The organism is Candidatus Defluviilinea gracilis (assembly GCF_057138825.1).
The window spans coordinates 1-24,751 of record NZ_DBNHEF010000075.1 but is presented as its reverse complement, the minus strand read 5'-3'; the positions used below and the strand labels follow the sequence as shown (position 1 = coordinate 24,751).

Genomic DNA, 24,751 nt, shown 5'->3' with positions numbered 1-24,751 from the left:
ATCGCCTTTATCAAATATTGGGGGAATCGCGATAACGCCCTGCGTATCCCTATGAACGGGTCGATCTCGATGAACCTCGATGGCTTGACAACGCGCACCACGGTCAGTTTTCAGCCCTCGCTCCCATTCGATGAACTGATCATCAACGGCCACGAAGTCATGGGCGCAGGCTTGAAACGGGTTTCAGAAATTTTAGACCTGATTCGAGAAAAAGCGCAGATCAACGCCCGCGCCGAAGCGGTGACCGAAAACAACTTTCCATCCGGCGCTGGCATCGCATCCTCCGCTTCGGCGTTTGCCGCGCTGGCATTGGCGGGAAGCGCCGCCGCAGGACTCAACCTCGGCGAACGCGAACTCTCGCGTCTTGCGCGACGGGGATCCGGCTCGGCTTCACGCTCCATCCCCGGCGGATTCGTCGAGTGGCAGGCTGGCGTAAGCGATGAAGAGTCGTTCGCGTTCTCGATTGCGCCGCCAAATCACTGGGAACTTGTAGACCTTGTAGCCATCGTCAGCGCGGCGCATAAAAAAACGGGCTCCACCGAAGGGCATGCGATTGCCCCCACAAGCCCGCTTCAGACCGCCCGTGTGCTTGACGCGCCGCGTCGGCTTGAGAAGTGCCGCCAGGCGATCCTCGCTAAGGATTTCAACGCGTTCGCCGCCATCGTCGAATTAGATTCGGATATGATGCACGCCGTGATGATGACATCCACGCCGGCGCTCCAGTATTGGAAACCCGCATCGCTCGCCGTAATGGAGGCTGTTCGCATGTGGCGGGCGGACGGACTCCCCGCCTGCTACACCATGGACGCCGGCGCGAACGTGCACGTGCTCACGCTGGAATCGGAAGCGCAAGGCATCGAGAAAAAATTGCGCGAGATCGATGGAGTGCAAAATATCCTTGTCGCCCGCCCCGGCGGCGCGGCGAAGATCGTATGACCGTTTTCAGATCGCCAGCCATGTTCGCCGCAGGAAAATCGTCAATCGGAAATCAAAAATCGCCATGACCCGCATCTACACCATCGTCAACCAAAAAGGCGGAGTGGGCAAGACCACCACCGCCATCAATCTCGGCGCATATCTTGCGAAACTCGACCAGCGCGTCCTCATCGTGGATATTGATCCGCAAGCCAACGCCACCTCCAGCCTCGGCGTGGATAAGAACAACGTATCCATCAGCACCTACGACGCGTTGCTTTCGAGCGATGTGCCTGCCTCTTCGATCCTCTTCAACGAGCGGCTTCAACTTTCGCTGTTGCCGTCTTCGCCATCCCTCGCGGGCGCGGAAGTGGAGTTGGTCGAAGAAGACGGCAGGGAATTTCGTTTGAGGGACGCGCTCGACTCATTCAAAGATAAATACGATTACATCCTGATCGACTGCCCTCCCTCGCTGGGACTGCTCACCGTCAACGGGTTGGTCGCGGCGAAGGACGGCGTGTTGATTCCCGTTCAATGCGAATACCTCGCGCTGGAGGGACTCGGTCAGATCACGCAGACCATCGAGCGAGTCCAATCCTCGCTCTTCCCCAAATTGCGCGTGCGCGGCGTGATCCTGACAATGTTCGACTCGCGCACCAATCTCGCTTCCGATGTGGTGAAGGAAGTCAACAACCATTTTCCGGGACAGGTCTTCAAGAGCGTAGTACCGCGCAGTATCCGCCTCGCCGAAGCGCCATCGTATGGACTTCCCATTTCGGCATACGCGCCGTCATCCGTTGGCGCGGGGGCGTATGAGTCATTGGCGAAAGAATTGTTGAAAGGCGACGGAATAAAGGCAAATTAAACACGAAGGACACAACGGTCACAAAGGTTTGGCGTCTTAAAAACTTTGTGTCCTTCGTGTCACTTCGACAGGCTCAGTGCAAGCCTTTGTAGTGGAAAAGAAAAAGGAGTAAGGCATGGCAAAACGTACCGGTCTCGGCAAAGGACTCGACGCGCTCATCCCCGGCGGAAAAGTATCCACGGGCGGCGAGGCGGGCGGAGTCACGCAAGTCTCCATTGATTCGATCCAGCGCAACCCGCGTCAGCCGCGCGAAAAATTCGACACGGCGGAGTTGGAGAATCTCGCCGCGTCCATCCGCGAGCATGGAGTGATCCAGCCTCTCATCGTCTCGCCGGGACGCGGCGGTATGTACACGTTGATCGCCGGTGAGCGGCGTTTGCAAGCCTCGCGCAAAGCCGGATTGAAAACGGTGCCGGTCGTCATCCGCTCGGCGACGGATCAGCAATTGCTCGAACTCGCGCTCATCGAAAACGTCCAACGGGCGGACTTGAATCCGATCGAAGAGGCGGAGGCATATCAGAACCTTGCCAAAGAATTCAAGATGTCGCATGAGATCATCGCCTCACGTGTGGGAAAAAGCCGGGTCGCGGTGACCAACACGATTCGTCTGCTTGACGCGTCGGCGGCGGTGAAGCAAGCGCTCGTAGACGGGAGAATCTCCGAGGGGCACGCGCGCGCGATGTTGTCGTTATCCGCCAAAGCGCAGGAACACTTGCTAAATCAGATTTTCAATCTCGATCTGAGCGTGCGGTCAACTGAAATGTTGGCGCGAAAACTTTCAGGGCAACGACCCGTCGTGAAAAAGAAATCAGGTCGAAGCCCGAACGTGAACGACGTGGAAAAGAAATTGCAGTCCAGCCTCGGCACGAAGGTCGCTCTCAAACACGGCAAACGCGGCGGCACAGTGACGATCTATTATTATTCCGACGAGGAATTGGATTCACTGTTGGAAAAATTGACGTAACATGTATAAACCTGACAGGTCTCCGCGTTAGGCTGAGGAAAGATGGTCATTGTCCGCGCAAAAGTTTTGACAGGCAGTGACATGATGAGACCTGTCAGGTTTTTTCAGGAAAAAAATGATCCTCCTCCATAACGCCATCATCCACACGCAAGACAAATCACAACCGAAAGCCTCCGCCCTCGTAATTGACCGCGACCGAATCATCGCGGTGGGTGAAACGAATTATCTGTTCAACCACTTCCCCCGCGCTAAAGGGCAAGACATGCGCGGGCGCGTCATCGTCCCCGGGCTGACCGACGCGCATCTGCATTTGCATCAATATTCGCTCACGTTGCAAAAGATCGATTGCGAAGTGGGCACCAAAGAGGAATGCCTGCGCCGCGTGGCAGAACGCGCGAACAAAGCCAAACCCGGCGAGTGGATTCTCGGTCACGGCTGGAATCAAAACGAGTGGGGTGGCTGGCCCCACGCAAGCGAACTGGATGCCATCGCGCCGAATAACCCGGTGTATCTCACAGTCAAATCGCTTCACGCCGCGTGGGTCAACACAAAAGCCATGCAACTGGCAAATATCACCGCGTCGACACCTGACCCGCACAACGGACAAATCCAACGCGATGCAAGCGGCAACGCGACCGGCATCCTGCTTGAAACCGCGATGGGACTTGTTGGAAAAGTCATTCCCGAACCGACGATCCAAGAAATTACAGATGCCATCGAAAAGGCGCAACACAATTTATGGAGGATGGGACTCACCGGCGTCCACGATTTTGACCGCCGCGAATCGTTCATGGCATTGCAAACGCTTCACGCGGAAAAGAAATTGAAACTGCGCGTGTTGAAAAATCTGCCCGTCGAACTGCTCGACGAAATTCACGCCATCGGTCTGCGTGGCGGATTCGGCGATGATATGCTCCGCATTGGCAACGTCAAAGTATTCATGGACGGCGCGCTCGGTCCGCACACGGCGGCGATGTTCCAGCCATACAGCGGCGAAGAATCCAATCGCGGCATCCTCAACATGGACGGCGAAGAACTCTTCGAGCATGGGCGCAAAGCCGCGCAAGTTGGGCTGGGTCTCACGGTCCACGCCATCGGCGACCGCGCCAATCACGAAGCGCTGAACGCGTACGAGCAACTCCGCAACTATGAAAAAGAAAATCATCTGCCCGCACATCGTCATCGCATCGAACACGTGCAGGTGATCCATCCCGACGACGCGCCGCGCCTCGGCAAACTCAACGTGATCGCATCCATGCAACCGATCCACGCGACCTCCGACATGCTGATGGCGGATCAATTCTGGGGCGAGCGGGCGAGACTTGCCTACGCTTGGAAAACCCAACTCGACTTCGGCGCGACGCTCGCGCTGGGGTCCGACGCGCCGGTCGAATCGCCGAATCCGTTTTGGGGATTGCGCGCCGCTGTCACCCGCCGTCGCGCCGACGGTTCTCCCTCTGTGGAGGGCTGGTACCCGGAACAAAAATTGTCCACGCCTCAGGCGTTCGCGGGCTACACCCTCGGCGCCGCCTACGCCGCCCACATGGAAGACCGCCTCGGCAAACTTGCGCCCGGCTTCCTCGCCGATCTCATCGTCCTCGACATAGACCCGTTTACTTGCAATCCAACTGAACTGCTCGCGCTGGAATCCTCGGCTACAATGGTCGGCGGAGAATGGGTATACTCTTCGTTGTAAGTGAAGGTTTCAAGTTTCACGTTTCATGCTTTAAAACCTGGAACCTGGTACTTGAAACATGGAACCTATCATGGCAGACCAACCTCAACTCACGCCCGAAATGCTTGTGCCTCGCATGGGAGAATATTTGATTCAAAAGGGACTCATCACCCCTGAAAACCTGCAACGCGCGCTCGATTATCAACAGGAAGAAGTGGCAAAGGGGAACCGCCCCATCTTGGGCGAGGCGCTCGTGGCGTTGAATTTGGTCGAGCGCTCGCAACTCGATCAGGCGGTGACGGAACAGATCATCCAACTGCGCTCCGCTCTGCAAGCCGCCAACCGCACACTCGAGCGCCGCGTGGAAGAACGCACCGCCGAACTGCAAAACGCGCTGGCGCGGGTTTCGGAACTGAGTCAGTTGAAATCGAATTTTGTTTCGAACATTTCACACGAACTGCGCACGCCGCTCACGCACATCAAAGGATATCTCGAATTACTCGTCAGCGAATCGCTTGGCAAAATCAGCGAGGAGCAGCGTCACGCTTTGCAGGTCAGCCAAAATTCGGCAGGCAGGCTTGAAACGCTGATCGAAGACCTCATCATGGTCTCGCTTGCCTCGCGCGGCGAAATGAGTATCAGTCTTGGCGTTGTGGATATCCACCGTGTGGCGAGTTTGGTGGTGAAATCGGCCGCGGAAAAAGCCGAAAAACGCGGCGTTACCCTGAATTCGATGATCGACGACAATGCGCCTGCCGTGCAAGCCGATTCGCAAAAGATCGCCTGGGTGTTGAATCACTTGATCGATAACGGGATCAAGTTCACCCCGTCGGGTGGACGCGTGATCGTGAGCGTCAAGCGCGAAGGCGAGAACCTGGTTGTCGTCTCCGTCACCGATACGGGCATTGGGATTCCGACAGAACGGCAAAAGGATATCTTCGAGCCATTTCATCAGTTGGATGGTTCCTCCACGCGGCACCACGGCGGCACCGGGCTGGGTCTTTCGCTCGTGCGCGAGATCATTGAAGCGCATGGCTCGATGATCGAAGTCCAGTCCCTCGAGGGGCGCGGTTCATCGTTCCGATTCCCCCTGCTGGCGGTTGTAAAATAAAATGGATCGTCCAACCCTGGACTTTCTGAACGAACTCATCCGCATCGCCGCATTGGCGGGTAATTCGCGCGGCACCATCGAAAAATTTCTGGCTTCTTTACGGTCGCAATTTGTGTTCGACAACGTGGCGGTCTACCTCTTCGACGAACGGACCGCTTCGCTCGAAATTATGTATGCGCGCGCCATCGGACGCGCTCGCAACGCCGAAGCGGACGCGGCATGGGGTGAAACCTTCGCCAACCAGGTATTCGCGCAGAAAGAAACGCTCAAGCAAGATCCGAAACCGGACGCCCCCACCAACAACCGTTTAGATCAGGCTTACATGCTCGGCATACCCATCGGCGCGGATGGGTTCCGGAAGGGCGCGCTGGTCTTTGTGCGCTTTGGCGGCCCCGTCTACGTAGACGAGCACATTCAAATCGCATCCGCCGCCGCCGACCTGTTGACTATATTATTCGAGCGCGCCGAATGGCGCGATACGAACAGCGAACTGCGCGAGTTGAAACGTCAGATGCAACTGCAGGATGATTTCGTCAGCACCATCTCGCACGAACTGCGCACGCCGCTGGGCTTCATCAAAGGTTACAGCACCAGCCTGCTCCGGCAGGATACGAACTGGGATGCGGAAACCCAAAAGGAATTTCTCACCATCATCGACGAGGAGGCTGATCGCCTCTCCTTGTTGATCGAAAATGTGCTCGAATCGGCGCGGTTGCAAAGCAAGACTCTTCCTCTCCGCTTTCAGCCTATGCGGCTCGACGCCGTTCTGCGCGATGTGGTCATGCGCATCCGCTCGCGCTACAAAGACCTGCAAGTGAATATGGATGTGGCGCTTGTGCCTCCCATTCAAGGCGACGGCGTGCGTATCGCGCAGGTATTCGAGAACCTGTTCACCAACGCCATCAAGTATGCGGCCGGCGCGCCCATTACCATTTCACTCTCGTTCAATAACGATACCGCTACGGTGCTCTTCAAGGATGGCGGGCCCGGCATCCCGCCCGAATCGCTTCCGCTCATCTTCGAGCGTTTTTTCCGCGCGCGCAGTGAGAAGACCGTGACCGGTTCCGGACTTGGACTTTACATTTGCAAGCAGATTATTCAAGCACATCGTGGTAAGATTTGGGCAGAATCTGCCCCCGGCGAGGGCGCCACGTTCTTCATCCAACTACCCATCAACCCGGCGAATTGACAGGAGGTCTGTAATGGCAAAACGAATTTTGATCGTAGACGACGAGCCTCGATATTTGCGCCTGCTGGAGGCAAACCTGAGAACGGAAGGCTACGAAGTCGTCACAGCCCAGGATGGACTGCAAGCGGTCAGCGTTTTTTCAGACCAGCCGGTGGATCTTGTGTTGATGGATGTGATGATGCCCAAGCTAGACGGTTTCGGCGCCACACAGCGCATCCGCGAATTCTCCAGCGTTCCCATCATCATTCTGACCGCCAAAGGCGATGAACAAGACCGCGTGCGCGGGCTTGATCTCGGCGCCGACGATTACCTCGTCAAACCATTTTCCGCCACCGAATTGCTGGCTCGCGTGCGCGCGGTGTTACGGCGCGCCCAGCCGCCCAGCGAGGCTGGACAGTCCCGCTTCTTTACGCATGACAACTTGAAGATCGATTTTGCCCGCGCCGAAGTATGGAGGGGCGAATCGCCCGTTTCACTTTCCGCCACAGAATACCGGCTCCTCCTTCAATTTGCCCATCATGTGGGCAAGATCATGACCTCGGAAGAATTGCTGACCAGTGTGTGGGGACCCGAATACCGCTCTGATAAAGAAATCCTCTGGGTGAGCATCGCCCGCTTGAGGCAAAAACTCGAGGATGACGCGCACAGCCCCAAACATATCGTGACGCGTTCCGGGCTTGGGTATCTGATGCCTCCCATCGAGGAATAACCCATTTTCTTGCCTCTTGTTCATCAGCCATAAAGACAAAGAGCATCTCTCAAAAGTTACCGAATCGAACATGGCTTTCGCAAAAGATTTACTAACAAGATAGTTAACTCCCGGCAAAGAAGGTGCAAGGCGCGTTCCCGCATACTTCGGCTACACTTTGAGGCGCAGGTTTTGCGCCCACCCTACAGCGACAACCAGCAGGTTGTCGCTGTTTATTCTCGAAAGAGAAAATAACCAGCGAGGGAACATGCTTACACAATACGATGAAAAAGGAAAGATCTTTACCGAGGTCGTTACGAAAATTCCTGTTCGCGCGACCATCCAAACCGTCAAGCACCAGATCCGAGGCATGGTTCATGTCCGGCGCGAGGAACGCATCAAGGATGAACTCAACCGCGGCGAGGGCTTCATCGCGCTCACCGATGCGACTGTGCTCAACGAAGATGGAACCGTCATGTACAAAACGCCTTTCCTGGCGGTGAAACGCGAACATATCATTTGGGTGCTTCCCGAACCTGTCGAAGAGGGAGAGGCATAATGGCAACGCCCATCGCGACAAACTTTACGCAACTTACCTCCTCCGACCTGCTCAAGTTCAAACGCTATCTGGTCGATGCGGTCAGCCGTTCGTTGGAAGGCGAATCGCTGATGGACAGCAATCGCGCAGAATTCATTTCTTCGCGGTTAAGCGAGGCATATGTTCAAACCAGAGTGAACCTGCCCAAAGACCTGCGCGCGCAAATCTTCAACGATATCATCGACGAACTGAGCGGATTGGGACCGATCCAGCCGCTGCTCGACGACCCGGATATCAGCGAGGTCATGGTCAACGGACCGAAAAAAGTGTTCGTGGAAAAGAACGGCAAATTAGCCAAAAGCCCGGTGGCGTTCGACGATGACAATCACGTTCTGCGGATCATCGACCGCATTGTCCTGCCGTTGGGCCGCCGCGTAGACGCAGACAGCCCTACTGTGGATGCCCGCCTGCCGGACGGTTCGCGCGTCAATGCCGTCATTCCACCGGTTGCCATCGACGGACCCTCCATCACCATCCGCAAATTCAAAAAAGACAAACTCACCATCCAACAATTGATCAATTTTGAGTCGCTCACGTCGCATATGGCAGAATTCATCCGCGCCTGTGTTGTCGCGCGGCTCAATGTGGTCATCTCCGGCGGCACAGGCTCCGGTAAGACCACGCTCCTCAATGTGCTTTCCAGTTACATCCCGGAAGGGGAGCGCATCATCACCATCGAAGACGCGGCGGAACTGCAACTCCAGCAGGATCACGTCATGCGCATGGAAACGAAAACAGCCGACACCGACGGCAAAGGCGCGGTTACCATCCGCGACCTTGTGCGCAATTCGCTCCGCATGAGGCCCGACCGCATTGTGGTGGGCGAAGTGCGCGCGGGAGAGGCGCTGGATATGTTGCAAGCCATGAACACAGGTCACGACGGCTCGCTGACCACCGTCCACGCCAATTCGCCGCGCGACGCGATCTCGCGCATCGAAACGCTCGTGTTGATGGCTGGCATGGACCTGCCGCTGAAAGTGGTGCGCCAGCAGATCTCCTCGGCAGTGGATCTGATCATTCAACAAACGCGTTTGAAAGACGGAGCGCGCAAAGTGACCGCGATCACCGAAGTGGTTGGCATGGAAGGCGATACTGTCGTGCTGACCGATATTTTCAAGTTCGAACAAACCGGCATGGGACCCGATAATAAAATCATCGGCGAGCTCAAACCCACCGGCATTCGTCCGATCTTTTCCCCGCGCCTCGAGGTGGCTGGCTTCAAACTCGGCGCCGAAATCTTCATGCCCGGTACTCCCGGGCGAAACCAACGGCGGTAAATCGGCGCATACCTCTGCTATAATCGTGGCAGTACAGTTGAGGAGCCATGGATAGCAAAACCCAGATCACGATTCGTACGAAAAAAATCGGCGTGTTGATGCGCGACGCGCGGCTTGCCGCGCGCCGCTCGATTCCGGAATGCGCGCAAGCCATCGGCGTAAAAGCCGGCGCGTTCCGCGCGTATGAAGACGGGCGAAAATCGCCTTCTTTACCGGAACTGGAAGCGCTCGTTTTCTTTTTGGATTTGCCCATCCATCACTTTTGGGGGAAGGAGATTCGTTCGGAAGTTGCGGCTCCGCACGAAAAGATCGATCTTTCCAAACTTCTGGCTGTTCGCCAGCGGAAAATTGGCGCGCTCCTCCGGCAGGAACGAAACAACACTTCCATATCCATTCGAACGCTTGCGCAAGAAACGGGGATCTCCAGCGCGCGCATCAAAGCCTACGAGTTGGGCGAACGCCCCATCCCGTTGCCCGAACTCGAAGTATTACTCCAAGCCCTGCATGGGCGGGTCGAATCGTTCTTCGACCGCAGTGGACCCATCGGGCAATGGATGATGAACGAGGAGGCGATCCAGACCTTCCTCGAACTCCCGGAAGAACTGCGCCAGTTCGTCTCCATGCCGGTCAACCGCCCGTACATCGAACTGGCGATGAAACTCAGCAACATGTCGCGCGATAAATTGCGTTCGGTTGCCGAGGATATTCTCGATATCACCCTCTAAACACTGTGAACGACATTACTGCTTCCTCATTAAACGAACAGGGAAAGAAAGAATACGAAAAGGGGGCTTACCTCGCCGCGGCAAAATTGTTTGCCCAAGCCGCGCAGGCGTACGAAAGCGCGAACGATCGGCTCAATGCGGCGGAGGCGAAGAATAATCAAAGCGTGGCGCTCCTACAGGGGGGCAAAGCCAACGATGCGCTGAAAGCGACTGAGGGCACGGAAGAAATTTTCGCCGATGCCGGCGATTTAAAACGACAGGGCATCGCCATCGCCAACCGCGCCGCGGCGTTGGAAGGACTCAAACAGTGGCAGGAAGCGCTGACGGAATATGACCGCGCCTCCGCGCTATTCGAACAGGCGGGCGAAGGCGATATGCACTCGATCGCGCGAAAAGCATCGGCGAACATTCACCTGAAATTCGGGCATGTGCACAGCACGCAAATGGATGTGTACGATTCACTGCGGCTGGTCGAAAACCCCACCTTTGCCCAACGGATCATGCGCTTCCTCCAAAGAACTGGGTTTATCAAGTAACGAAAACACGCGCAACGACAAGACATTTGGAATGTTTTCGCATCGCAAAGGATGTCCGTGATCAACACTCTCGTGCGCCCAGCGGATTCAAACGACCACAGACAACTCTCCAACCTGATCTTTCACGAGACTCGCCTGCACCGTCACCTGGATTGGCGTTCGCCCCTCGATTGGCTGGGAGGTCCGTTTTATTGGGCGCTCGACGACAGAGGTAGGATCGACGCCGCGCTGGCTTGCCCGCCGGAAGCGCCCGGCGCGCATTGGATCCGTTTTTTTGCGCATAACGGCAGTTGGAGCGCCGATAACGCCTGGTCGTTATTGTGGCATGAGGCGCGCAAGACCGTGGCGCACACCGGCGGAGGCGCTGTCGCCGCCATCGTCATGCAACCCTGGTTCGAACAACTCCTCGCCCACAGCGGATTCGAAACGCGTCAGGGGATTGTGATGCTCGAGTGGGCGTATCAGCCGTGGGCGCGGAAAGAAGCGGCGGGGGTTCAAATCCGAAAGATGACCGAGGCTGACTTGCCTTGCATTGAAAAAATAGACCTCTCCGCATTCGGAGTGTTATGGCATAACCCGATCGACACCTTACGCGCCGCTTTTTCCAAGGCGTTGTTCGCCTCGATTGCCGAGGGCGATCGGGGGATCATTGGGTATCAGATCACTACAGGAGAAAGGCAACGCGCGCATCTCGCGCGTTTGGCAGTGACTCCCGCCGCGCAGGGACACGGCATCGGCAGGTTTCTGGTCGGCGATCTGTTGACGAGGCTCCTCGATCATGGGATCGGCAAACTCAGCGTGAACACGCAAAGCGACAACGGTTCGTCGCTGGCGTTGTATAAAAAACTGGGCTTCACCCGCACGGGCGAGCAATATCCGGTGTATGTGTTCGATGTGAACTCGATGGAGGCATCATGGCAGAACGAATCGATTCGATGATCGTCAACGCGCTGGTGAGGCAGGCGCTCGCCTCGGCGCAGGAGGTGATGGGCGAGAATGGGTTGAACGCGGTGCTGCGCTCGAGCGGGTTGGAACGTTTCATCGGCAATTTTCCACCGGATAATTTAGAGCCAGCCATTCAAGCATCGCAGTACGCAAAACTCAATGAAGCCATCGAGCAATTCTATGGGCGCGGCGGGCGCGGTATGTTACGGCGCATCGGCAAGGCGTCGTTTCAATATGCGGTGCGCGAGCAAGCCGCGTTGCTGGGTCTCGCCGGTGTGGCGTTGAAATTACTCCCGGAAAAACAACGGATCAAATTTATTTTGAACAGCATGGCTAGCGCGCTCAGAAAGAGCAACCCGCAGGTAGACGCCTCGCTGGACGACAGCGGCGGGCGAATTGCATATACGGAATCTACCTGCGCGATCTGCCAGGGGCGTCATAGCGAGGCGCCAATCTGTCACCTTTACGCCGGTTCCATTGGCGAAGCCGTGCAGTGGGCAACGGGCAAAGAGTTTGAGATCGTCGAAACTCATTGTTGCGCAAAAGGCGACCCGTATTGCCGGTTCGAAGTGGGAGCGGCTCGTGAGTGAATTGAAATTTTCAAACCGTATTCTGCGGCGTTTTACAGAAACTGTGGCGCTCGAATTAGGCGCGGATCAGTTCCGCGTGATGGTGACGCTGGCAAAACTGCCCGTCGAGTGGACGAAGCCAGATACGTTCAACAAGATGAGCGGGGTCGAATCGGCGCGGGCGTACGCGCAACTCCAAGCGGCGATGCGCTCTCACTTCGGACGCGGCGCGCGCGGCGTGTTGTTGCGAGTCGGCGCGCGCTTGTGGAATCACCTGCTGGAAGATGCCGCGCTCGGCGGAAAAGCCCAGGCGGCGGTGATCAAGCGGCTTCCGTTGGCGGCGCGTCGTAAACAGACGTTGGAACTGCTCGCCAAATTCATCGCCGGCGCGTCGGGCGATATGACGGTTCACAGCCTCGACCTCGACTTGCTCCTCGTGGACCATGCCTCTCCCGCCGCGGATGGGCAACGCGAGGCGGCGCCTATTTGCTTTATTACACAAGGGTTGATCCGCGAGAGTTTATATTGGGCAACCGGCGCAAGTTACGATATAGAAGAGAGCGCCTGCAAGGCGCAGGGACATCGCGCGTGCGAATTCAAGATCGCCGCCGGTAAATAAGCGTCTACTCACCTGTTCCTAGACAAATCCCGGCGCACATGGGAAAATCTGCGCCGAAATCATATTCCTCAAGGAGTTTTCATGAACGCCGATAAGAAAAGCAAACGCCAACTGCGACGCGAGCAAATGAACAAACAAAGCGCGCGCAACCGCCTGGTCGTTGGCGGCATCATCACCCTCATCGCGGCATTTTTTCTCTATGCCATTCTTAGGCCCATCCTGGCGCCGATTGCGGATGTGGTAGCCGTTGAATCCCATGAACGTTACATGGCAGACGGTAATTCCATGGGCGACCCGAATGCAAAGATCCAAATCACCGAATATTCCGATTTCCAATGCCCGTTCTGCAAACGTCATTATTTGGAAGTGGAACCGCTTCTCGAACAATATTACATTGATACCGGCAAGGTGTTTTTCACCTATCGTTCGGCGGGGAACTTTGTCAGCCAGGGTGGCGGCGGAGGCAATACCGAATCGGAGGACGCCGCGGAAGCCGCCTACTGCGCCGCCGACCAGGGCAAGTTCTGGCAAATGCACGACGCGTTGTTCCAAAATAACCGCGATGTGGAAAACCAGGGGTCGTTCTTCCCGCGCCGGCTTTCGGAGATCGCCGCTGTGGCTGGGCTGGATGTCAATCAATATCAAGAATGTTTCGACAGCGGACAATACAAGGACCGCGTCCGGCAAGATCAGACTGACGCCACCGCGGCAGGTTTGCAGGGCACGCCATATTTCGTGGTCACGTACACCGTCAACGGTGAGACAAAATCCAGCGTGGTGAACGGCGCTCAACCGTTCAGTGAATTTCAGGTCACTCTGGAAGCCATACTCAACGAGATCGGCGCGCAGTAAAGTAGATCACAAAAAGACACGAGGAAACTCTCGTGTCTTTTTGATTCTTAATCTAGCCAGCCTACCTGTAGATCGTTGCTAAGATTTCCCCACCCGGTTGTTTGTACCGCCGACCCCATTCAGACCTCCCGGCTTAGAGAGCGTTTCTTGAGTCTTTTTCGGACACGGATAACACAGATTTCACGGAGAAAACCATTTCAAAATCCGTGGTTGACCGTGTCATCCGTCAAACTTGTACTGCGACTGAAAGGAGTGTCGAAGTATCCGTGTACTTAAGAAAATTACCGAAGAAGCCCCCATACCGCCAACGCGCCGAAGATGACCGTGGTCACGATCGCGCCGGTGAACACACTGCGCGACTCGCGTTGGTCTACCAATTGCAGCATGGGCGGAATCCCTTCCACATCCCATAACGGACCGGCGAACGAGGCGAACATCACGCCGCCAAAGAGTCCGCCAATGTGGCCCCAATTGTCGATGCTGGGGGCGAGACCCATAAATAAATTGACAAAAATGATAAAGATCACATTGCCGATCGCGCTTCGGAATTGATGCGAGAATATTTTTCGATTCTGGATAAGAAACACCAACTCTGCGCCGATCAACCCGAAGATCGCGGTAGACGCGCCGACCGACACCCCGGTTGTGAAAAGGAACGACATCACATTCCCCGCAAACGCGCCGAGCACATACAGCAGAAAGAAGCGCCCATGTCCGAAGGCGCGTTCCAGCCCGACGCCGAAGATGAACAGGGCATACATGTTAAAGCCGATGTGCGCGAACCCTCCGTGCACGAGCGCAGGCGTGAACAACCGCCAGAGTTGACCATCGCGGATCAAGTCGTTGGATTTTGCCAACATGCCGACGGGGAAATCGAAGTTCAGAAAAGCCTGACTCGCCAGTTGGAGCAAGTACACGAACACCGTCACGCCGATCAGGGCATACGTGACATACGGCGCGGACTGGGGCAGGGCGATGCGAACCATTTGGGGAGCGGGAGCAGGTTCAATGGGACGAAGAGGCGTTTCCTGATTCACAATGTCACCTTTCGGGGTTTGACGCGATGGTGTTCCGCGTCGATGATGGCGCGGATGGTATCCACCGTTTTGTCCAGTTGAAAATCACGGTTGACGATCACGTAATCGAACGCTTCCAGACGATTGAGTTCTTTGCGCGCCGTGGCAATGCGAATGGCGAGCGAATCGGCGGTTTCAGTCTTGCGCGTTTCGAGGCGATGGACAAGCTCATCTTCATTCTGCGTGGTGATAAAGATCATCAACGCTTCGGGCGCCATTTTGCGCACCGTTTCCGCGCCCTGCACATCAAGCCGCATGATGACATCCTTACCGCTGGCAAGCGCCTCGCGCACCTGCTGTTTTGGGATGCCCTTGTAATCGCCATAAACGATGGCATGTTCAATCAACTCATCCTCGGTGATCATGCGCGCGAACTCATCGTTCGACACGAACAGATAGTCGCGCCCGTGCAATTCGCCGGTGCGTTTGTGTCTCGTGGTGGCAGTGACCACAAAATGAAACGGCAATCCGCGCTCTTGCATACGCTGCATCACCGTATCTTTGCCCGCGCCCGAGGGGCCCGAGATCACAATGAGGAGTGGTTGTGGAGATTGAAAATCGAATTCGGACATGGAGGAATTTTACCAGAGGGGCATCATCACCTTAGCCACAGAGCGCCCAGAGATTGTTGAGATTTCTTCTCTTTCTCTGCTGTCTCTGTGATCTCTGTGGCAAGGAAAAAATAATCGCATCTCCCCACACCTTTGGCTGATTCCGTATAAAATAGCGGCATGCCCACCTACGATTTTGTCTGCAACACCTGCAACCAACGCTTCGACGTGTTCATGTCGTTTGCCGAATACGGCAAAAAGCCGGTGACCTGCGCTCACTGCAACAGCAAAGACGTGCGCCGCCGCATGACGAAGGTCCGCATTGCGAAATCGGACGACAGCCGCATGGACTCGATGGCGGACGATTTCAGCGGATTCGAGGGGCTCGAAGACGACCCCAAAGCCATGGGGCGCATGATGCGAAAGATGGGAAAGGAAATGGGCGAAGACCTGCCCGCCGAATTTGACGAAGTGGTTGACAGGCTTGAATCAGGTCAAAGTCCCGAAGAGATCGAGAAGGCTGTCCCCGATCTCGGCGCGGGCGGTGATGACGAATAAGGAAAATCGTGGAGCGGGATTTTCATCCAGCAAATAAAAAATGACTGTCACTTTGAAAGTGACAGTCATTTTGTTTATTGACGATCTTTTATCCAACCGGAGCAGTCCCGCTACCGCCGCTTCCACCGCCACCGCCACCGCCACCGTCGCCGCCGCCGATAACCTTTCCGGCTTGCTCTGTAAGATTTTTGAGGTTTCGCACACGCCCCAGCATATCGTGCCAGAACGAACTGCCCGCGCTGGCGGCGAGACCCGTGGCGATTATCCCGCCGAAATGACCGATCGGCGTATCCAGGCTGGCAATCACATCATTCGGGAAAAGCACGCCAAGAAGTTGGAATGTGTTGATCTGCATAACGTACGCAATAATAACGCCGATCACCGCGGAAAGCACGCGCAGCCACGTGATGCGGCTCTTTTCCGTGCTGGCATATTTCTGCCGCAGGGTTGCAAGTTTCAAGGCGATGTCCTTTTGCACCGTGTCAACCTGAGCCTCCAGCCCCATTTCTGTGAGCGCTTTCACGGCATCCTCGCGCAGCGCGTCTACCGTCCTATCCAACTCTTGCAGATTCGTCTTGGTCTGTGAAGTGAAAGTCTGGATCGCGATCACCTTCTTGGCATCGTCAGAACCTTCCGGCAACCACTCCTGCACCGATTTCAACACATCATCGGGGCTGGCTTGCTTGCGCAACCCGCGAAACCACGTGAATGGCTCGAGCAATGTTTCCACGCTCACTGAGAGAACAAGCAGGATCGCGAAATACGCGCCCAGCACACCCAACACGATCGTAAAACCATCGAGACTCATGGCTAACTCCTCCTGTGCAAGATTTTCAACAGTATAGCACCAACTGCAAACTACAACATCTTCTCGATCGTCGCGCGGTGTTCCGCAAAATGTTCCGCCGAATCGCCCAACACCCACAACAGCAAAGGTCGTTTCTCAGGGTCGTCCGCGCGGCGAGGCTTCATCAACTCTTCGAACGGCAGGGTATCCAACTTCCTCGCCAACTCCGCATACACGCGCCGCAATTCATCCAACACGTCATCTAACGAACGGTTGCGGTTTCTTTCAAACAACACAGGGTTGATCACATCCATATCCCAGCCTCGCACCACCTCAGGCTCCACGCGCATAACTTCGTGCGCCGGACGTTTATCCATGTGATAACCCATCAGGATGTTCATCCACTCGGTCAGATGCGCCAGATTATCTTTCGGACTCCACCCGCCCGCGTCCGGCGTTGTCAATTTATTCGCCTTTTGGAGTTTTTCCACCACCTCCATGAGGGATTTCCACTCGCGCTCGATCTCAGACATCAATTCGGATTTATTACCGGGGATGAATTGCTCGTCGGTCATGCTCGCCTCTTTCTACGGGACGATTGATTCGCCCTCGTCAACTTTTATCTTCTCTTCATCTTTTCTCAACACCCACGCCCCGCCGCGGACAAGGGTCGTCTTCTTCCCATCCACTTTCACATACGCGCCGTCGCTGAGCATGATCACGGGATTGTCGTGAAATGAATGATACTCCGAAAGCCAGTCATCATGCATAGGAGATTGTCCATAGGCATCTGCATCGTAATGCGCAACAAAATTGAACAGTGAGGCGTTCAAACCATCGAAATGATCCGTCTCTACAGAGTTCATATCTTTGGATGTGAGGATGTTCGGTCCGCACACGATCATCCCCGCGCTGAATCCAACAACGGGCAACCCCGATTGAACTTTTTTACGAAGATACGGCATCAATCCGCTGATGTGCAGGCGATGATTCAACAAAAACGTGTTGCCGCCCGAAATGTAAACCACATGCGCCTTGCGGAGGATGGATTCCATCTTCGGCAGTTCCATCCGATCGGTATCAATCAACTCGACGCGCGCAAGTTTTTCAAATGAGCGGACAGTGTAATCCAGCCAGCGATTCACGTTCAACGAAGCCAGCGGCATGAACGCAATCGTCGGCTCATCTTTATCTTGCAAATGAGGCTTGCACGCATCAACCACCCAACGAATGTCGCGGTCGCCTGGCGTGGAGAGGAGATGAAGAGTGGGCATAGGAATACTTTAGCGTGTTGCCTTGAGCAATGGCGGAAAACTCCGCGCAGGTACATTCAATGACTTTTAAGTTTTTAGGTGTTGGAGGTTTTCCGTTGAGTCAACGGTCATGTATTACGAATTTACCGTTTCTTCCATCCATGCAGGTTTTAAATCGTAATACAAAACATCGGGGTCAATATCTGCGCCGTTGTCCCAACCGATTGTTCCCCCAACGACTTTGACAGCGCGAAACATCTCGGGGTTATTGCGAATCGGCTCGAAGATTTCGCCGCGCAGGAATTTTTCAAGGTCAATTTCTTTTTGAACTTCGTTTTGAAATATGACGCGAACCCGAAAATTTTCAAGGGGCTCGACCGATTTAACGCGAACCAGCGGACCAGGTGTATTCATCTTCTTACTCCTACTCTAATCCTTCGATCTTTTCCAAAGGTTTCTCCAATCGAGCACGCTCCCAATCATCTTTCAATTCTGCACGATGTTGGGAAGCCCATTCAATCACCAAAGCATGAGCGCGACGCGGAAGACCGCCGCGCGAAACATCCAGAGTTTCAATTTCATAGATCGCCTCATGTTCGCCGTATTCCGCATGAAAATGAGGCGGCATATGATCGTTGTAATACATATAAATCACGATCCCAAAGAACTCACTAACACGCGGCATGAAAATATTATACAGCAAGAACGAACAACGAAATCAGAATAATTACCATTCATTATTCTTCAACGATTTGGATGATTTACGCTGGATTCTACGAAGTTCATCCTTCTCCTGCTTGTTAAGGGGTGTCAGTGTACGATTAATCCCATCTATCTCCAACCTCCCCACGATCACCCTCCTCAACCCCTCCTGCACGGACTCCCACTTCTGCCCCGCATCCACCACCGCCCAGCGACTTGGCTCCGCTTTCACCATCTCTAAATACCCTGCGCGGACGCGTTGGTGGAATTCGACGGTGTACGCGTCCATGCGATTCCATTCGTCGTCTTTCTTCTTGCGTCTGAGTCCTTCTTCCACATCCACATCCAGCAACACCGTCAAATCAGGGACAAGTCCTCCCGTCGCGTACTTCACCAACCCGCGGACTTGCTCCAAGTCTTGTTGATGCCCGTAGCCTTGATAGGCAATCGTCGAATCGTAGTAGCGATCGGAGATGACAATTTCCCCGTCGGCGAGACGCGGTTTGATGACCTGCTCCACGATTTGGGCGCGCGCGGCTTGGTAGAGGAGAGTCTCGGCGCGCGGATGCATCTCCACGTTTTTCAGATCATGGATCACTTCCCGAATCTGCTCGCCAATGGACGTGCCGCCTGGCTCGCGCGTGGGGAATACGACATGTCCTTTCTCGCGGAGGTATTCCACGAGATACGGGATGTGCGAGGTCTTGCCTGAGCCTTCGGGTCCTTCGAGGGTGATGAACATGGGGGAGGTAGAGATTAGAGACTGGAGATTAGAGATTGGAAGAGCAATGTTGCACACGCTATAGACTTGTTTTCATTGATTAGATTTCTAATAAGTTATTTTAGGAATTTCCAATCCTATCAAAAAGATTTTTCCATTTGACTCAATAAAATTAGAATGGTTTACTACTTGCCAGATGAAACTTAATTTCTCGTCAGTGAGTTCTCCATTAGGTACAAATTCATAAAAATCTTCTAGTGCAAATCCAAACTTGTCTTCAGGCCACACATACTCAACAGTAATATTGTTGTAATTATACTCAGTCTCTTCAATTGGAAAAACATATAAGTAGCCAATTGTAGGGAGAAACTCCTTTGGTTTTACTCCAGCACCAGACTTAATGTAATCAACCAATTTCGATATTTCCTCATTCGTATCTAGCAACCCATCACGTTCTTTGCCACTAAGTCGAATACGCATGTAATCATATGAATTTCCGCCGCCACCACCAAACCAATTGAAATAGCCTGCATCAACAAACTTCTCAATTAACGTTTTCATCTCATTTGGTTGCAGGTAGCCTTCAAAGACTTTTCTTGTATCATCTTCATTGATTACCCAGACAATTCGCCCATCGCCCCAAATTCGAAAATCTGGGATATATCCGTATGGGATTTCTGTCGGACCTAATTCATAAGAAATAATGAGAGTATCAGGTGATGAGTCCCATATTGCTTTTGGGTGTTCGCTGTTGTATTTGACAAACAAAAAGAAAACACAACCCACAATTATCAAAACGCGCAACAAGAAAAATGGAAGATTTGATTTTGACTTTCCCATAGTTTTGAATATATTCAACTAACAACACAGGCACACAAGCCACGTATCTACCTGTTTCCTTGTCTACTTACATCACTCCCTAAAAATCCTCACATGCCTCCTCGGTTCTTTCCCGTAAGAGTGACTGACCAACTCAGCGCTGCGCGCCATTTCGTGTTGGAGGCGGCGGACGAGTGACGGACCTGGAGGCAAGTCTACCCAGCGTTCGCCGTTGAGGACGGCGGAGATGGCTTGTTGTGTTTCGTGGCGGATGTCTTCCATGTTGTCGCGGGTGGGCGCGGCGCTCAGGTTGTAGAGGTCGCTGAGGAACTGCTCCACTTGCGCCACGGTGTTGGCGCGCAGGACATAGATCGGCATCCCGCGTTGCTCGGCTTCCATCACGGTCTGCTGGCGGTTGCGATAATACGTCCGCAGGGTGACGAGCGCGTCGGCTTCGCTCACGTCGCGCACGACGACGGCTGGCACGCCGAGTCGCTTGGCGGCTTGTTGCAGTCGATTCTTCGCGACGCCATACGCGTACACGCGAACGGTTTGCAACGCGGCTCCAATAGCGGGAGTCGGCTGAGGCGTGGGTAAAGCCTCCGCTGTTGAAGCAGACCGAAGTCCGCGACGAGGCGTTTTCACATCCGCCTTAGGCTTTGCGGGCGGCGCAGATTTCTCGATCTGGATTTTTCCCTCGGCATCGCGCATCCGCACTTCGGGAGGCAGGGGCGCGTCGCGCAACAGCGAATCTACAGAAGACATGATGTCGGTGTGGACCGCAAAACGATCGCGATGCTGGATCTCGATCAGGACGTCGAACGTGGGCGGAGCGCGTCTTTCGAGGACCGTTTTCTGGGTGCCCCTTCGACGCGCTTCCTCGTCTGACAGCGTGACCGCTTCGATGCCGCCGACGAGATCGCTGAGCGTTGGGTTGAGGAGCAGATTGTCGAGCGTTTGACCGTGCGCCGTGCCGATGAGTTGCACGCCGCGTTCGGCGATGGTGCGCGCCGCGAGGGCTTCGAGCTCGCGCCCGATCTCGTCAATGACGATGACTTCGGGATTGTGATTCTCGACCGCTTCGATCATGACCTCGTGCTGGTGCGTCGGCACTTTGACTTGCATCCGCCGCGCCTTGCCCACTGCGGGATGAGGCACATCGCCGTCGCCGCCGATCTCGTTGGATGTGTCCACGATGATGACGCGTTTATTTTCAGCGAGGATGCGCGCCGACTCGCGAAGCAAAGTTGTTTTGCCAACGCCAGGTCGTCCGAGGATGAGCACAGACTTGCCCGTCTCGATGATGTCTTGAATGATGTCCACTGTGCCGTAGACGGCGCGACCCACGCGCAGAGTTAATCCCACCACTGCGCCGCGTCGGTTGCGGATGGCGGAGATGCGATGGAGAGTCCGCTCGATGCCTGCGCGGTTGTCCGCGTCGAAAGTGCCGATGCGCTCGACAACGTGGTCGAGTTCGGCGCGCGTCAGTTCGGCGCCCGAAAGCACGACTTCATTTTCGACAAAACGCGCGGAGGGAACGCGTCCGAGGTCGAGGATGATTTCGAGGAGCAGGTCGCTGTTGTTCGCCTCTTCGACCGAGTGACGGATGTTGGTGGGAAGCACGTCGAGGAGGGCGTCGAGGTCGTCGGTGATTTTGAGTTGGGTCATGGTGGTTTCAGGTGTCACGTTTCAGGTTTCAAGTTGTGAGGCGTGACGGAGGAGAATTGGGATGATTGGAGATTGGAGATTAGAGATTAGAGACTGGAGACTGGAGATTGGGTTAGAGAGGTTAACGGATTTTGGGGTGGGGAAGTTTCCTGTCTCGTTTGGCTATTATACGAGGAATACGGAAATCCCCGCGTGATAGGTTCGATTCAGATAAAAACGCCTTGCGAGGATTTCCATCGCAAGGCTTGGCTTTAGACAAATTCAGCAACAGCAACACTCCGCCGTTTGGCGAAATTCTTGCGATGGGTTTTGATTCGCTCGATTTCGTGCAATGTTTCCGCTGTGAGGTAACTTTCTCCACAATGAGGACAGGATACAACAGGCACGTTTTCAATGACGAGCAAATTCTCGCCCTTTCCATAACTGCGCGTCACATAACGGATGCGAGCGCCTTCCTTTCCACAAATATCACAAATCATGGTTTGCTCCTACTCACGATAGACGGTAATGATCACCAACATCGATGTAACGCTTATCTTTCCAACTACACAGGCGATGCTTCCTTCAATTGTTCCGCCTTCAATGATGTACTTCCATTCGGCTGTTTCCGAATCCTTTTGTCTTTCGGTGATCTTGCCTGTCAAAATGAGACTCTCAACATCAAAAATAGATAATTCATCTTCATCCATTTCTTCTTCAGCATGCAGGGTCATCACATACTGCCTGCTACGGATTTTCTCCCGCATCTGTTGAAGGATTCGTTCGTACACATCATCTCCTGATTAATTTTATCACGGCAATGGCTTACTTCTTCCCCTCAACCCGACTCACCCGCGAAGGCTGAACGCTCACTCCCTTCGGCACAGCGGATGCGGGCAAGCCTTCCTTCACCAGCCGCGCGAGGTGTTTCACCATCACCGCCTGGCGCGGACCCGACTTCGCGCCCAAGTCTGCAAGCACGGGTTCGAGCCATGCCTGATACGAACGGACACACACATACACGGGACGAGAACGTCTGTCGGGTAGTTGGCTGATCAACGAGGCAAGTTTCGCGCTCACATCGGTCGCTTCGGGATGGATGAGCGGCGTCAACACAATTCCATGCGCTCCATGCGTCACGCTGACGTGGCATTTCGCGCCATCGTTGCTCAGCCATCCAAGCGGTGTCTTTGGCTGTGGTTCGACAGGTTGCAACAGTGGCGGGACAATTTGATGATACAGACTCTGCACCGCAGGAAGATGAACGGAGCGGACTCGGCTCCACGCTTCGTTCTTCGCCTCAGCCTGCTCCCCCATCCCAGACATTTCCCACATCCTCTGCCATGCGTAGACGGAGAATCCCGATTTCCGCAGAGGCACGAACGCATCGCTGACCTCGTCCACTTCTGCAAGAACGTGGAACGCGCCCCATGTCCCTGCTTGGGCGGATAGGTTTTCGATCAACGCGGGCAATTCGGGGTGAGTCAGATTCGACAACGGCGCAAGATACAGCAACTTTGCAAACGTATCTTCCTGCGAATGGATTATCCCGCCTAGCACCGAGTCATGTTCGCCGTTTGCGATCGCGCCATAGACGTGCCGCGCGGGATTCATGTACGCGAGCAATCGCACCGCGCCGAGCGGATTCCCCCGAGTCAACGTGCGCGCCGTATCCAACCCTATCGCCTCATCGCGGAAGCGATACAGTTGCGGAAGGTCCAACAAAGCAAGCGGTCGGATGGACATATTCAATTTTTACCACAAAGTACACAAAGAGCACAAAGGTTTAATTGCGCGGCGCAACGTGATGACTTCTACTTGACCATCTTTCGCCAAGGTTTAAAACAAAGAACCACAACCATCACTCAACCAACCTTAGTGACCTTCGTGTACTTCGTGGTTAAACGATTTCTCAATCAACCAGTGTCAAAAAATATTTATGGAAGCGCGTGTCGTCCGTCAGTTCGGGGTGAAACGACGTGGCGAGGAGATGTCCCTGTTGCGCGGCAACAATCCTCCCGTCGGAAACCGAGGCGAGAATCTTTGCATCCCCGCTCACCGACTCGATGATCGGCGCGCGGATGAAGATCGCGTGATAATCTTCCTTTGTGCCTGTGGCTTGTTTGAGTTCAGGAATATCCAAATCCGTTTCAAACGAATCGATCTGACGACCGAACGCATTGCGTTGCACTTTGATATCCATCAATCCAAGCAGAGGCTGGTCGCGGCTCACATCTTTTGAAAGAAAGATCGCGCCCGCACACGTTCCCCAGATCGCATGGCGTTGACCGAATGTCTTCAACGAATCCATCAAGTTGTACGCGACGGCGAGTTTGCCAATCGTCGTAGACTCGCCGCCAGGGATGATGAGCCCGTCGAGTCCCTTGAGATGTTCAGGCAAACGCACTTCGGATGCTTCCACGTTCAAGCGCTTGAGCATCACGATATGTTCAGCGAAGTCTCCTTGTAAGGCAAGTACTCCAATCTTCATAGTTGTAGTCAATTCAAAGTCAAGAGTAATCAGTCATCAGTTATCAGGCTGCTCACTGATGACTGATCACTGCTCACTATCTTTTACCAACCCCTCCCCGCGATCTTCTCCGCCTCGGGCATCTGCGACACATTACGCCCGACCATCGCCTCGCCGAGATTCTTGCTCACCTCCGCGAGAATGGACGCGTCTTGATAATGCGTCACCGCTTTGACGATTGCATTCGCGCGCTTCGCGGGATCGCCGCTCTTGAAGATTCCCGAACCGACGAACACGCCGTCCACACCGAGCTGCATCATCAATGCCGCATCGGCTGGCGTCGCAATTCCGCCCGCTGCAAAGTTGACCACCGGCATGCGTCCCAGCTCCTTGGTCTCCTTGATCAGCTCATAGGGCGCGCCGATCTCCTTGGCATAGCTCATCAGTTCCTCGTCGGCCATGGTGGTCAGGCGGCGGATATCACCCAGCACCGTGCGCGCGTGGCGGACAGCTTCCACCACGTCGCCGGTCCCGGCCTCGCCCTTGGTGCGGATCATGGCCGCGCCCTCGTTGATGCGGCGTAGCGCCTCGCCCAGGTTGCGGCAGCCGCACACAAACGGCACCTTGAAGCCGTGCTTG

30 protein-coding genes and 1 pseudogene are annotated in these 24,751 nt (G+C 54.8%); 16 read left to right on the top strand and 15 right to left on the bottom strand.

Going from position 1 to position 24,751, the window contains the following annotated elements; genetic code table 11:
- The 15 genes from mvaD to AC16KF_RS14545 form a co-directional block, all read left to right on the top strand.
- On the top strand, positions 1-936 hold a 936-nt coding region (mvaD, locus tag AC16KF_RS14615), incomplete at its 5' end, for a diphosphomevalonate decarboxylase (protein WP_484038075.1).
- Positions 899-1,780: a ParA family protein gene (locus AC16KF_RS14610; RefSeq protein WP_484038074.1), complete on the top strand. Its 882-nt coding sequence runs from the start codon at positions 899-901 to the stop codon at positions 1,778-1,780. The genes mvaD and AC16KF_RS14610, both read left to right, overlap by 38 nt.
- A gap of 115 nt (positions 1,781-1,895) precedes the next feature.
- The gene (locus AC16KF_RS14605) at positions 1,896-2,744 is read left to right on the top strand and encodes a ParB/RepB/Spo0J family partition protein (protein ID WP_484038073.1); all 849 of its coding nucleotides are present in this window, start codon (positions 1,896-1,898) and stop codon (positions 2,742-2,744) included.
- A gap of 115 nt (positions 2,745-2,859) precedes the next feature.
- Entirely contained in the window at positions 2,860-4,440 is a 1,581-nt protein-coding gene (locus AC16KF_RS14600; RefSeq protein ID WP_484038072.1) for an amidohydrolase, read from the top strand.
- 70 nt (positions 4,441-4,510) lie between these two features.
- On the top strand, positions 4,511-5,530 hold the full coding sequence (locus AC16KF_RS14595) for a sensor histidine kinase (protein WP_484038071.1): 1,020 nt from the start codon (positions 4,511-4,513) through the stop codon (positions 5,528-5,530).
- 1 nt (position 5,531) lies between these two features.
- A complete protein-coding gene (locus AC16KF_RS14590) occupies positions 5,532-6,719 on the top strand; it encodes a GAF domain-containing sensor histidine kinase (protein WP_484038070.1) in 1,188 nt (395 codons plus the stop codon).
- 13 nt (positions 6,720-6,732) lie between these two features.
- Complete coding sequence (locus AC16KF_RS14585; RefSeq protein WP_484038069.1) at positions 6,733-7,428, top strand: response regulator transcription factor; 696 nt, start codon at positions 6,733-6,735, stop codon at positions 7,426-7,428.
- Between the two features lie 247 nt (positions 7,429-7,675).
- Positions 7,676-7,966 carry a DUF6812 domain-containing protein gene (locus tag AC16KF_RS14580; protein ID WP_484038068.1) on the top strand — a complete coding sequence of 97 codons (291 nt, stop codon included), beginning with the start codon at positions 7,676-7,678 and terminating at the stop codon, positions 7,964-7,966.
- Positions 7,966-9,282, top strand: coding sequence for a TadA family conjugal transfer-associated ATPase (locus tag AC16KF_RS14575; protein WP_484038067.1), 1,317 nt, complete (start codon positions 7,966-7,968; stop codon positions 9,280-9,282). The genes AC16KF_RS14580 and AC16KF_RS14575 overlap by 1 nt, the downstream gene beginning before the upstream one ends.
- 47 nt (positions 9,283-9,329) lie before the next feature.
- The gene (locus AC16KF_RS14570) at positions 9,330-10,007 is read left to right on the top strand and encodes a helix-turn-helix transcriptional regulator (protein WP_484038066.1); all 678 of its coding nucleotides are present in this window, start codon (positions 9,330-9,332) and stop codon (positions 10,005-10,007) included.
- 5 nt (positions 10,008-10,012) lie between these two features.
- A complete protein-coding gene (locus AC16KF_RS14565; protein ID WP_484038065.1) occupies positions 10,013-10,543 on the top strand; it encodes a hypothetical protein in 531 nt (176 codons plus the stop codon).
- Between the two features lie 57 nt (positions 10,544-10,600).
- Positions 10,601-11,482 carry a GNAT family N-acetyltransferase gene (locus AC16KF_RS14560; protein WP_484038064.1) on the top strand — a complete coding sequence of 294 codons (882 nt, stop codon included), beginning with the start codon at positions 10,601-10,603 and terminating at the stop codon, positions 11,480-11,482.
- Positions 11,458-12,078 (top strand): V4R domain-containing protein, encoded by a 621-nt coding sequence (locus tag AC16KF_RS14555; protein ID WP_484038063.1) that lies wholly within the window; start codon positions 11,458-11,460, stop codon positions 12,076-12,078. Before AC16KF_RS14560 ends, AC16KF_RS14555 begins: the two co-directional genes overlap by 25 nt.
- The gene (locus AC16KF_RS14550; protein WP_484038062.1) at positions 12,071-12,676 is read left to right on the top strand and encodes a V4R domain-containing protein; all 606 of its coding nucleotides are present in this window, start codon (positions 12,071-12,073) and stop codon (positions 12,674-12,676) included. Before AC16KF_RS14555 ends, AC16KF_RS14550 begins: the two co-directional genes overlap by 8 nt.
- 81 nt (positions 12,677-12,757) lie before the next feature.
- On the top strand, positions 12,758-13,528 hold the full coding sequence (locus tag AC16KF_RS14545) for a DsbA family protein (RefSeq protein WP_484038061.1): 771 nt from the start codon (positions 12,758-12,760) through the stop codon (positions 13,526-13,528).
- Between the two features lie 281 nt (positions 13,529-13,809).
- On the opposite strand, the gene AC16KF_RS14540 is transcribed toward AC16KF_RS14545, so the two are convergent.
- Together AC16KF_RS14540 and AC16KF_RS14535 are read right to left on the bottom strand one after the other, a co-directional pair.
- Complete coding sequence (locus tag AC16KF_RS14540) at positions 13,810-14,565, bottom strand: rhomboid family intramembrane serine protease (RefSeq protein ID WP_484038060.1); 756 nt, start codon at positions 14,563-14,565, stop codon at positions 13,810-13,812.
- Positions 14,562-15,176, bottom strand: coding sequence for a guanylate kinase (locus AC16KF_RS14535; RefSeq protein WP_484038059.1), 615 nt, complete (start codon positions 15,174-15,176; stop codon positions 14,562-14,564). Before AC16KF_RS14535 ends, AC16KF_RS14540 begins: the two co-directional genes overlap by 4 nt.
- Before the next feature lie 159 nt (positions 15,177-15,335).
- Here AC16KF_RS14535 and AC16KF_RS14530 point away from each other — a divergent pair, with 159 nt between their 5' ends.
- Entirely contained in the window at positions 15,336-15,713 is a 378-nt protein-coding gene (locus AC16KF_RS14530) for an FmdB family zinc ribbon protein (protein WP_484038058.1), read from the top strand.
- 88 nt (positions 15,714-15,801) lie between these two features.
- On the opposite strand, the gene AC16KF_RS14525 is transcribed toward AC16KF_RS14530, so the two are convergent.
- The 13 genes and pseudogenes from AC16KF_RS14525 to AC16KF_RS14465 all read right to left on the bottom strand — a co-directional run.
- A complete protein-coding gene (locus AC16KF_RS14525; protein WP_484038057.1) occupies positions 15,802-16,521 on the bottom strand; it encodes a hypothetical protein in 720 nt (239 codons plus the stop codon).
- 50 nt (positions 16,522-16,571) lie between these two features.
- Positions 16,572-17,075 (bottom strand): ClbS/DfsB family four-helix bundle protein, encoded by a 504-nt coding sequence (locus tag AC16KF_RS14520; protein ID WP_484038056.1) that lies wholly within the window; start codon positions 17,073-17,075, stop codon positions 16,572-16,574.
- Between the two features lie 12 nt (positions 17,076-17,087).
- Positions 17,088-17,774, bottom strand: coding sequence for a Type 1 glutamine amidotransferase-like domain-containing protein (locus tag AC16KF_RS14515; RefSeq protein ID WP_484038055.1), 687 nt, complete (start codon positions 17,772-17,774; stop codon positions 17,088-17,090).
- A 114-nt stretch (positions 17,775-17,888) separates the two neighbouring features.
- Positions 17,889-18,167, bottom strand: a complete 279-nt coding sequence (locus tag AC16KF_RS14510) for a DUF2442 domain-containing protein (RefSeq protein WP_484038054.1) — start codon at positions 18,165-18,167, stop codon at positions 17,889-17,891.
- Positions 18,168-18,177: 10 nt separating this feature from the next.
- Positions 18,178-18,438, bottom strand: a complete 261-nt coding sequence (locus AC16KF_RS14505) for a DUF4160 domain-containing protein (RefSeq protein WP_484038053.1) — start codon at positions 18,436-18,438, stop codon at positions 18,178-18,180.
- Between the two features lie 42 nt (positions 18,439-18,480).
- Positions 18,481-19,197 carry a dTMP kinase gene (gene tmk / locus AC16KF_RS14500; RefSeq protein ID WP_484038052.1) on the bottom strand — a complete coding sequence of 239 codons (717 nt, stop codon included), beginning with the start codon at positions 19,195-19,197 and terminating at the stop codon, positions 18,481-18,483.
- Between the two features lie 87 nt (positions 19,198-19,284).
- A complete protein-coding gene (locus AC16KF_RS14495) occupies positions 19,285-20,016 on the bottom strand; it encodes a hypothetical protein (protein ID WP_484038051.1) in 732 nt (243 codons plus the stop codon).
- 72 nt (positions 20,017-20,088) lie between these two features.
- The gene (locus tag AC16KF_RS14490; protein WP_484038050.1) at positions 20,089-21,663 is read right to left on the bottom strand and encodes a R3H domain-containing nucleic acid-binding protein; all 1,575 of its coding nucleotides are present in this window, start codon (positions 21,661-21,663) and stop codon (positions 20,089-20,091) included.
- 251 nt (positions 21,664-21,914) lie between these two features.
- Entirely contained in the window at positions 21,915-22,142 is a 228-nt protein-coding gene (locus AC16KF_RS14485) for a type II toxin-antitoxin system MqsA family antitoxin (protein WP_484038049.1), read from the bottom strand.
- Positions 22,143-22,151: 9 nt separating this feature from the next.
- Positions 22,152-22,433, bottom strand: a complete 282-nt coding sequence (locus tag AC16KF_RS14480; protein ID WP_484038048.1) for a DUF4258 domain-containing protein — start codon at positions 22,431-22,433, stop codon at positions 22,152-22,154.
- Between the two features lie 34 nt (positions 22,434-22,467).
- Positions 22,468-23,388 carry a hypothetical protein gene (locus AC16KF_RS14475; protein ID WP_484038047.1) on the bottom strand — a complete coding sequence of 307 codons (921 nt, stop codon included), beginning with the start codon at positions 23,386-23,388 and terminating at the stop codon, positions 22,468-22,470.
- A gap of 166 nt (positions 23,389-23,554) precedes the next feature.
- Positions 23,555-24,133, bottom strand: a complete 579-nt coding sequence (pdxT, locus tag AC16KF_RS14470; protein ID WP_484038046.1) for a pyridoxal 5'-phosphate synthase glutaminase subunit PdxT — start codon at positions 24,131-24,133, stop codon at positions 23,555-23,557.
- An 83-nt stretch (positions 24,134-24,216) separates the two neighbouring features.
- Positions 24,217-24,751 (bottom strand): annotated as a pseudogene (locus AC16KF_RS14465) (pyridoxal 5'-phosphate synthase lyase subunit PdxS); the annotation flags it as partial.